8 protein-coding genes and 1 tRNA gene are annotated in these 8528 nt (G+C 44.2%); 3 read left to right on the forward strand and 6 right to left on the reverse strand.

The window, feature by feature from the left end; genetic code table 11:
- Positions 1 to 8: 8 nt before the first annotated feature.
- Positions 9 to 3005 carry a SusC/RagA family TonB-linked outer membrane protein gene (locus tag HMPREF9447_RS03825; protein WP_009128252.1) on the reverse strand — a complete coding sequence of 999 codons (2997 nt, stop codon included), beginning with the start codon at positions 3003 to 3005 and terminating at the stop codon, positions 9 to 11.
- A gap of 254 nt (positions 3006 to 3259) precedes the next feature.
- Between HMPREF9447_RS03825 and HMPREF9447_RS03830 the strand changes: the two genes are divergently transcribed.
- Positions 3260 to 3853, forward strand: coding sequence for a YqgE/AlgH family protein (locus HMPREF9447_RS03830; protein WP_009128254.1), 594 nt, complete (start codon positions 3260 to 3262; stop codon positions 3851 to 3853).
- Here HMPREF9447_RS03830 and HMPREF9447_RS03835 read toward each other — a convergent pair whose 3' ends face one another.
- Genes HMPREF9447_RS03835 through recR form a run of 4 tightly spaced genes read right to left on the reverse strand, consistent with a single transcriptional unit; the run spans position 3854 to position 6685 of the window.
- A complete protein-coding gene (locus HMPREF9447_RS03835) occupies positions 3854 to 4387 on the reverse strand; it encodes a GNAT family N-acetyltransferase (RefSeq protein WP_009128260.1) in 534 nt (177 codons plus the stop codon). It abuts the gene before it with no gap.
- Positions 4388 to 4389: 2 nt separating this feature from the next.
- Complete coding sequence (locus tag HMPREF9447_RS03840; RefSeq protein ID WP_009128261.1) at positions 4390 to 5598, reverse strand: glycosyltransferase family 2 protein; 1209 nt, start codon at positions 5596 to 5598, stop codon at positions 4390 to 4392.
- Positions 5595 to 6053: a hypothetical protein gene (locus HMPREF9447_RS03845; protein WP_009128262.1), complete on the reverse strand. Its 459-nt coding sequence runs from the start codon at positions 6051 to 6053 to the stop codon at positions 5595 to 5597. Before HMPREF9447_RS03845 ends, HMPREF9447_RS03840 begins: the two co-directional genes overlap by 4 nt.
- Positions 6054 to 6070: 17 nt before the next feature.
- On the reverse strand, positions 6071 to 6685 hold the full coding sequence (gene recR, locus HMPREF9447_RS03850; protein ID WP_009128263.1) for a recombination mediator RecR: 615 nt from the start codon (positions 6683 to 6685) through the stop codon (positions 6071 to 6073).
- A gap of 404 nt (positions 6686 to 7089) precedes the next feature.
- Here recR and yihA point away from each other — a divergent pair, with 404 nt between their 5' ends.
- Positions 7090 to 7692: a ribosome biogenesis GTP-binding protein YihA/YsxC gene (gene yihA / locus HMPREF9447_RS03855; RefSeq protein WP_009128264.1), complete on the forward strand. Its 603-nt coding sequence runs from the start codon at positions 7090 to 7092 to the stop codon at positions 7690 to 7692.
- A 15-nt stretch (positions 7693 to 7707) separates the two neighbouring features.
- A complete protein-coding gene (locus HMPREF9447_RS03860; RefSeq protein WP_009128266.1) occupies positions 7708 to 8310 on the forward strand; it encodes a DUF4923 family protein in 603 nt (200 codons plus the stop codon).
- 85 nt (positions 8311 to 8395) lie between these two features.
- Here the strand turns inward: HMPREF9447_RS03860 and HMPREF9447_RS03865 are convergent.
- Positions 8396 to 8471 (reverse strand) — tRNA-Gly (locus HMPREF9447_RS03865).
- Positions 8472 to 8528: the final 57 nt, after the last annotated feature.

The raw sequence follows: 8528 nt of genomic DNA on the forward strand, positions 1-8528 counted from the left end.
CCTCCTTATTAAAATTCACACTTCAATGAGAAGCCCCAACTACGCGTTGTAGGCATTCCGTACACATCAATACCCTGATTATCATTACCGGTAGACAACACCAAATCAGGATCAAAAGGAGCCTTCTTATAAAAAAAGAACAAATTGCGGGCAATAAATGACACCTGCGCTTTCTTCAGCACCTTCGTTTTTTCCATCCAAGAGGCAGGCAACTGATAGGACAAAGAAAGTTCCCTCAGTCGGATGTTCGTTGCGTCATACATATAATATTCCGTCGTTCCTGCACGCCCGCCCACTATTTTGTAGAAGCCTTTCACGTTATCTATCCGCTGTCCTTCAAGCATCACATATTCTTTATCACGGGCCTTGGCAGTGGCTTCCGATACGCCGTACAAGTCCATATCCGCCTGCGTCTGCGAAAGCACCTTACCACCATAACGGCAATCCACCAGAAAATAGAGTGAGAGGTCTTTGTAAGAAAGTGTATGATTCCATCCCATTTGGAACTTCGGATTAGAATTTCCCACCTTTACCGTATTTCCATCACCTACTATTTTCGGTAATCCCGCATTACTTCCTTCCGTCTCATAAACAATGTTTCCGGAAGCGTCCCTTTCAAAGGCTTTTCCATAAATGTCACCTATCGAGCCACCTTTCACCAGTTTCATGGCATAACTGGAAGAAAAGCTGGTAGGACCGTAGACAAACTCTTTCAGTTCCTCGTGCAAGGAAATAATCTTATTCTTGTTGGAAGCAAAATTAAGAGTGGTGCTCCACATGAAATCATTCTTCATCACGGGGGTTGCATCCAAAGCAACCTCCCATCCCACATTCTGGATATTACCCGCATTCACATAACGGTAAGCATACTTATCACCTGCCAACGTAGGCAGCTTGAAGAACTGATTGCGAGTATTTGTTTTATAAAAAGTAAGATTAAACCCGATACGGCTATTCAGGAAGCGTGCTTCGGCACCTGCTTCCCACGAATAAGTCATTTCAGGCTCCATATCCTTGAAAGGGGCCGCATCATTCGCCAGGAATTCACCACCGGCAGTGATGTGTGAAGAGGAATTCGTAATGAACATCGGAATATCATTACCCACCAAACTATACGCAGCACGCACTTTGGCATACGACACCCATTCCGGCAATTTAAACAGGCGGCTCAATATCAGCGAAGTACCCACCGAAGGATAAAAGAAGCCTGTTTTCTCATGCGAGGTATATGCCAGAGTAGACGCCCAGTCATTACGTGCCGACAGGTCAATGTAAGCACTTTCCTTATATCCCACCTGTACAGTACCAAACACCGACTGTAATTGCCGTTGGGCATCTATTCTCTGATCCAGACTTGCCGAACCATTCATAAGTATATTTGCCAGATTAAACACATTGGCATATTTCAAGGAAGCCGTTTTCGAATCGTAGCGGGTAGAATTCACCGTTTTATCATTAATGCTACCACCCAGCGCACCATTTACAGAATAGTCTCCCCACTGTTTCTTCATCATAAGCAGCAGGTCACCATAGAATTGTATTTCCTGATAATCCATTTCTACATATCTCCCATTAGCACCAGCCAAAGCCGGAGCTGTAGAAGCATAAAACTTCTGACGCACCTTATCATCAATACAGTCCACATTACCACGCGCTTGCACCGTAAGCCAGTTGTTCACTTTCAAATTCGCCGACAGAGAAACAATAGCATGCATACGCACATCTTTACTTTGTATGCGGTTGATAATCCAATAAGGATTTTGCTCAAAGTCTTCATAAGATGTATGCCAATTTTGTATATTCATATTTCTACTTTCATCGTACACTTCAAAATTATCTTTATAGTACGATAAATTTTCTCCACGGGGAAAGCGGTAAAGTCCAACCAACGGATTCATATAAAATCCGCCCACAGTTGGTTTATTTTTGGTTACCTGGCGCATCAGGTTTACATTACCGTCCAGTTTTAAACGATCATTAAACATCACGGAAGTTTCCCTGAATGTTATATTATGTTTCGACAAACGATTCTTTTCAATAATACCATGCCCTGTGGTATTGGCATACGAGAAATAATTCTGCAATTTCTCATTACCATGACTCACAGACACAGAAGTGATGGAAGTCATCCCGGTAGAATAAAAGTCTTTCAGATTATCAGACTTCGGCAGGTTCTTTCGTTCGCCCCAGCTATCCACACCGTCACTCACCCCGTAACGGTTCTGCATCTCAGGCAAAGATGAGGCATTATCAAACATCAGGCTGGTAGAGAATGAGATACTCCGCTGTCCCTGTGACTTACCTTTCTTTGTAGTAATCAGTATCACACCATTAGCTGCCTGACTTCCATAAAGTGCCGCCGCAGGAGCACCTTTCAGTATACTGATGCTTTCTATATCTTCCGAATTCAGACCGGAGATTCCGTCCCCGCCATCACGATTACCGGCATTAGCCGTTCCCCCAATAGCACTGAAAGCCTGTTCCGAAGTAGAATTCAGCATAGGCACACCGTCAATCACATAAAGAGGCTGATTATCGCTGGCAACGGAACGGATTCCGCGAATACTTACCTTAGCAGATGCCCCTACCCCCGACGAAACTTGGTTAATCTGCACACCGGCAGCTTTTCCAGTAAGTGAAGTTATCAGGTTAGGCATTTTTACCCGGTTCAAATCCTCATTCTTTATCTGACTCGTTGCATAAGAGAGAGAATGTTCCTTCTTCTCAAGACCTAAAGCTGTTATAATCACCTTATCCAGCTCCATTGCATCTTCCAGCAGTACGATGTCCAGGTACGCATGCCCTTTCACACTAATCTCTTCCGTCTTATAGCCTATAAAAGAGAATTGCAATATGGCGTCATCCGCAACAGTCAGTTCAAATTCGCCATCAATATTCGTAGCCACCCCGTTAGAAGTGCCTTTCTCTAAGACAGTAGCTCCTGGCAAGGGGACACCTTTTTCATCCAAAACACGTCCGGTAATCTTTTTCTGCGTAGATGCCATCCTAAACTTTTCATTTATATCGTCTGCAGAAAAAGCATAGATGGAGCCACTATATGAAAAAAAAGAACTTAGAATCAATAAATATATATAAGTACGACTAGTTAGTTTCATAATATACAATAAAGAAATTACATTCCGCAAATGTAGCCAAATTCTCTTTAATAAAAACTGTTATATAACACAAAACCAATATCAATAGGTGAAAAAAGAGGAATAATATTTGTTTTTCGAGGATTTGTCTGTATATTAGTGGCATGGATACTAATACGGATATATTTAAAATAGAAACCAATCACGTGATACCTTCGCGTGGAAAAGTGTTGATATCTGAACCGTTCCTCTACGATGAGATGTTCGGGCGCTCCGTTATATTGCTAATAGACCACACGATGGATGGAACCATGGGAATGGTGTTAAACAAGCCTCTCCCCCTGTGTCTCAATGATGTACTGAAAGAATTCAAGGACGTAGACAAGATACCTATCTATAAAGGCGGTCCGTTGAGTACCGATACATTGTTTTACCTCCACACCCTGAAAGATATAGAAGACTCATTACAAATTGGAAAAGGTTTCTATCTGAATGGGGATTTCGATGCTATCCGCCGTTATATCCTGCAAGGCAATGAAATAACAGGCAAAATACGATTCTTCCTCGGTTACTCCGGCTGGGAGCACGACCAGCTATGCCGCGAAATAGAGGAAAATACTTGGCTGATAGGATCAGCAGACATCACTTCCCTTATGGACGAAAAGGGAAGTTCTAAACTCTGGAAAAATGTATTGGGCCAATTGGGAGGTAAATACAAGACCTGGTCACGTTTCCCTCAGATACCAACGCTGAATTAATCAATTCATCCGAATGCGCTGCAATAATGCAACATCTTTGAAACACCCCTCTACAAACAGCCAGTCCTTCAAAAGCCCGCATTGCACAAAACCGCAAGAAGTGAACAGGCGCATGCTTGCCTCATTGTCCGTAGCAACATGGACAATGAGCTGCTTCAGGTACAAGAAATCGAAAGCATATTCGCAAAGCAACGTCAACGCATCTTTGGCATAACCTGTCCCGCGAAATTCTTTCCGGATAACGATACCCACTTCTCCACGTGCATGTATAGGGGCAAAGTCCGTTATGTCAATCGTACCTATTGCCACTCCGTCCTCAAGGCGCACAATCATCATACGCAATTGTTTGTCGGCAAACATATCGCACTGCGAATTCTCCATGTATTGCTTCATTACATAGCGCGAATAGGGCACGGTGAAGTTACTGATGTCCCACTGCTGCGGATCATTTTCCATTTCGTAAATCAGTTCCAAATCTTCAGGCTCCATGGCGCGGAGGCGAATACGATCGTTGATAAAATAACTATGTTTCATTGTCAGAGATAACATTTTTCGGGAGTCACCAGCACGCGACTCTTCGGATTATAAATTCCGAGATGCAGTCCCATCTTCCGGTGACGGGAGAGCAAACGGACGATTGTTGAAAAAGAAAAAGCACGGCAATCATACACCACGTGCGTGAAGCCTTTCAGCGAAATGAACGGGCTGCCATGCCCATCTACCGCGGATGTTTCGTTAGACACAACAAAATGATGTCTTCCGGTCAATCCGTTACGTTTGAACAAACCGCGCAGACTATGAATGGTAGCTTCTTCACCCAAAACAAGAAAACGGGGAAAACGCTGTCCTTTCCGGAGAGATAGTTTCGCTTCTTTTTCCTGCAAACAGAATGTACGCCGCAGGCAAAGTACCGACAAGCGAATATACATCTGTAAATGAATGCCTGCACGGACCAGCCCACTCCCCACAACACCATAACGCTCGCCATGTTTACGGAAAAAAACATCCATTGCTTCACAAAATACGCGCACATGGCGGTAGGTATTCTTCGACGTACTCTCTCCTTTATAATGTAGTATCGGATAAGGTAGATAATAGTTTTCGTATCCCGCTGCCTCTATCCGGCAAGACAAGTCAATATCCTCACCATACATAAAGAAATCCTCATCCAGTAATCCGGATTTATCCAATGCAGAAGCACGCAACAGCATGAATGCACCTGCCAGCACTTCCACCCGATGGATGGCATCCATATCCAAAGTGTTACAATAATAACCACCCAGACTTTTGGAACGGGGGAACAGTTTCCCCAAACCGGACAATTTGCCGAAAGTGGCTGCCAAAGTAGGATAACCACGCTTTGACTCCCGCAGAAAACGTCCGTCATCTGTCAGCATTTTCACGCCGGCAGCTCCGGCACGGGGATGAGTGTCCATAAAAAGCAGTGCATTCTCCAAAGTATCTTCCGGCAACAGGGTATCAGGATTCAGCAATAACACATACTCCCCCTTCGCCTGTCTGATGGCCTGGTTATTGGCACGGGCAAAGCCGACATTTTCCTTATTATATATATAGGTGATATGCGGAAAGCGCTCGGTAATATACGTTTCCGAGCCATCGGCAGAGGCATTGTCAACTACCAGTACTTCAGCTGAAAGATTGTCGATAGCCCTATATACAGAACAGAGGCACTGTTCCAGATAATGCTTTACATTGTAATTGACTATGACAATGGAGAGTTTCATGCTTCTTCCTCTTTGTTGATATGCAGTTCTTTGCGCAAGCGTCCCTCGCCGGGCAGGCAGAACAATGAAGCTGTGAGAGCTATAAAAGCACAAAGCACGCCCTTATTACTCAACATAAGATAATATACAGCAAAGCCTGCCAACATCGGCAATGTCAAAAGCAACATGCGGATTTTGCTCCAAAACGAGTAGAGACGCAAAGCTTCGGGCAGACTGACCTTATCAATCTTCCTCGTCAACACCCATGCAAACAGTTTCAGAGACACTGGCACACAAATAGCAACCAGCAGAATGGTTAGTGTTTCTGCAAAATAAGTGGCGCGCACATCGGCGGCATACATGCCTACCCACTCCTCACCTATTTCACCCACTACAATTAATATCACCGGCAGTAGCCAGAAACCAATAAATAGCGACTTCAAACAAGCTACTACGTGTTTTATTTGTTCTTCCATTTCTCAATTTTTAATTTTCAATTTCCCGAAAAGGGCGTCCGGTTCACAATGCTGCGCCCCAGCGTCACTTCATCGGCATATTCCAGTTCATCACCTACAGAGATGCCGCGAGCAATCACACTCAACTTCACTCCCATCTTTTCCAATTTACGGTAGATATAGAAGTTGGTGGTATCTCCTTCCATCGTGGTGCTAAGCGCCAGGATAATTTCTTTTATCCCACCCGCAGCCACGCGTTGCACAAGACTTTCTATCTGTAAGTCACCCGGACCTACACCATCCATCGGCGAAATCACTCCACCCAACACATGATACAGCCCCCGGAATTGCTGTGTAGCTTCCACCGCCATCACATCGCGGATATTCTCAACGACACAAACCGTAGATGTATCCCGCTGCGGATTAGCGCAAATGCGGCAAGTCTCCGTATCCGAGATGTTGTGGCAAACCTTGCAATACTTCACTTCATGCTTCAGTGTAACAATAGCGTTGCCAAAAGCTTCCACCACCGCTGTGTCCTGTCGCAAAAGATGCAACACCAGTCGCATGGCCGTCTTCCGTCCTACCCCGGGCAGCTTGGCAAACTCGCTCACCGCCTTTTCCAATAATATTGAGGAAAATTGTCCGTTCATACTAAAAAATCAACTATTGACGGCAAAGATAGCGCAAACCGAAAGCAGTACAAAATAAGCTTGCTTATTTTTAATGCTGAGGTGCAGCTTATCTTCGCTTTTGAGCAAAGATAGTGCAAATTGAGCGCAGAACTTTCATGCTTGCACAAAAAAGTTATGCGAAATTCTGAAATTAGTGTTACCTTTGCATACGTAAAAAAAGAGAAACGGCTCGCAATGAGTGTAAGGATTTATACAAATCCTCTTTTAAAGACGCTCTACGAAGGGTCGCAGCGTTTTTAAAGAACGAGGGCAACGTTTTTAAAGAATGATGCCGTTATTCTTTAAAAACGTTCGATACATTTATTAAGAACGTCCTCCCCATCACTAAAAAGAGTAAGAAACTTTCTAAATTTGACAAGAAAATGGAGATTACAAGTGCTGAATTCGTCATTAGCAATACCGACGTAAAAAAATGCCCCCCGGGAATATTCCCCGAATATGCTTTCATCGGACGTTCCAACGTCGGAAAATCAAGTCTCATCAATATGCTGACAGGGCGTAAAGGACTTGCAATGACTTCCGCAACCCCGGGAAAGACAATGCTCATCAACCACTTCCTCATCAATAATAGCTGGTATATCGTCGACCTGCCCGGCTACGGCTATGCCCGACGCGGACAAAAAGGGAAAACACAGATACAGCGAATCATTGAAGATTACATCCTGGAACGCGAGCAAATGACCAATCTCTTCCTGCTCATCGACTCACGCCTCGACCCGCAAACTATCGACATCGAGTTCATGGAGTGGTTGGGCGAACACGGAGTACCTTTCTCCATCGTCTTCACCAAAGGCGATAAATTGAAAGGCGGCAGACTGAACATCAACATTCAGCAGTATCTGAAGAAGCTGAAGGAGCAATGGGAAGAACTTCCCCCCTATTTTGTGACCTCTTCTGAGAACAGAATGGGCAAAAAAGAGTTATTAGATTATATAGAGAGTATTAACAAAGAAATGAACACCTAATAATTTATTAGTAAAATGAAAAAGAGTATATTTTCACTGGCATTCGTAGCCGTACTATTACTGGTATCGGCCAATAGCCAGGCACAATCGCTGAAAGATTTATTCAACAAAGAGAATGTAGAAAAAGTAGTTAGTGCTGTCACCGGCAAAAATACAGTTGACATGACAGGTACATGGTCATACACCGGTGCCGCCATCGAATTTGAATCAGACAACCTGTTGATGAAAGCCGGTGGTGCCGTTGCCGCTACTACCGCCGAAGCCAAACTTAACGAGCAGCTAAGCAAGGTGGGCATCAAACCCGGACAATTGAGTTTTACTTTCAATGCCGACAGCACTTTCAGCGCCAAACTGGGAGCTAAAACCTTGAAAGGAACCTATGCATACAATGCTACCGAAAAGCATGTGACTATGAAGTTCGTCAAGCTGATAAATATGAATGCCAAGGTCAATTGCACCTCCGGCAATATGGACTTGCTGTTCGAATCGGACAAACTTTTGAAGCTAATCACCTTCCTTTCCGGCAAGGTCAACAACGCAACGTTGAAAACCATCAGCTCGCTGGCAAGCAAGTACGACGGCATGATGCTGGGGTTTTCACTTGAGAAGAAAGAATAAAGACCCCAAAGCCACAATAGAGAAAGCCCCGTAAACTTAATGTTTACGGGGCTTTTCATTATTAATTCTTAAATTATTATGAGAATGGAGCGGAAAACGAGACTCGAACTCGCGACCCTAACCTTGGCAAGGTTATGCTCTACCAACTGAGCTATTTCCGCATTTGATGACTCCCTTTTCACAAAGAGAAAGTGCCCAGAACAGGACTCGAACCTGCA

Origin of the sequence: Bacteroides oleiciplenus YIT 12058 (assembly GCF_000315485.1) — a bacterium.
GTDB classification, from domain to species: Bacteria; Bacteroidota; Bacteroidia; order Bacteroidales; family Bacteroidaceae; genus Bacteroides; species Bacteroides oleiciplenus.

Excerpts from the sequence above, each read along its gene's own strand:
- HMPREF9447_RS03860 (WP_009128266.1), top strand. The coding sequence starts at position 7,708 with ATGAAAAAGAGTATATTTTCACTGGCATTCGTAGCCGTACTATTACTG.
- HMPREF9447_RS03840 (WP_009128261.1), bottom strand. The coding sequence starts at position 5,598 with ATGAAACTCTCCATTGTCATAGTCAATTACAATGTAAAGCATTATCTG.
- recR (WP_009128263.1), bottom strand. The coding sequence starts at position 6,685 with ATGAACGGACAATTTTCCTCAATATTATTGGAAAAGGCGGTGAGCGAG.
- yihA (WP_009128264.1), top strand. The coding sequence starts at position 7,090 with ATGGAGATTACAAGTGCTGAATTCGTCATTAGCAATACCGACGTAAAA.
- HMPREF9447_RS03830 (WP_009128254.1), top strand. The coding sequence starts at position 3,260 with ATGGATACTAATACGGATATATTTAAAATAGAAACCAATCACGTGATA.
- HMPREF9447_RS03845 (WP_009128262.1), bottom strand. The coding sequence starts at position 6,053 with ATGGAAGAACAAATAAAACACGTAGTAGCTTGTTTGAAGTCGCTATTT.
- HMPREF9447_RS03835 (WP_009128260.1), bottom strand. The coding sequence starts at position 4,387 with ATGAAACATAGTTATTTTATCAACGATCGTATTCGCCTCCGCGCCATG.
- HMPREF9447_RS03825 (WP_009128252.1), bottom strand. The coding sequence starts at position 3,005 with ATGGCATCTACGCAGAAAAAGATTACCGGACGTGTTTTGGATGAAAAA.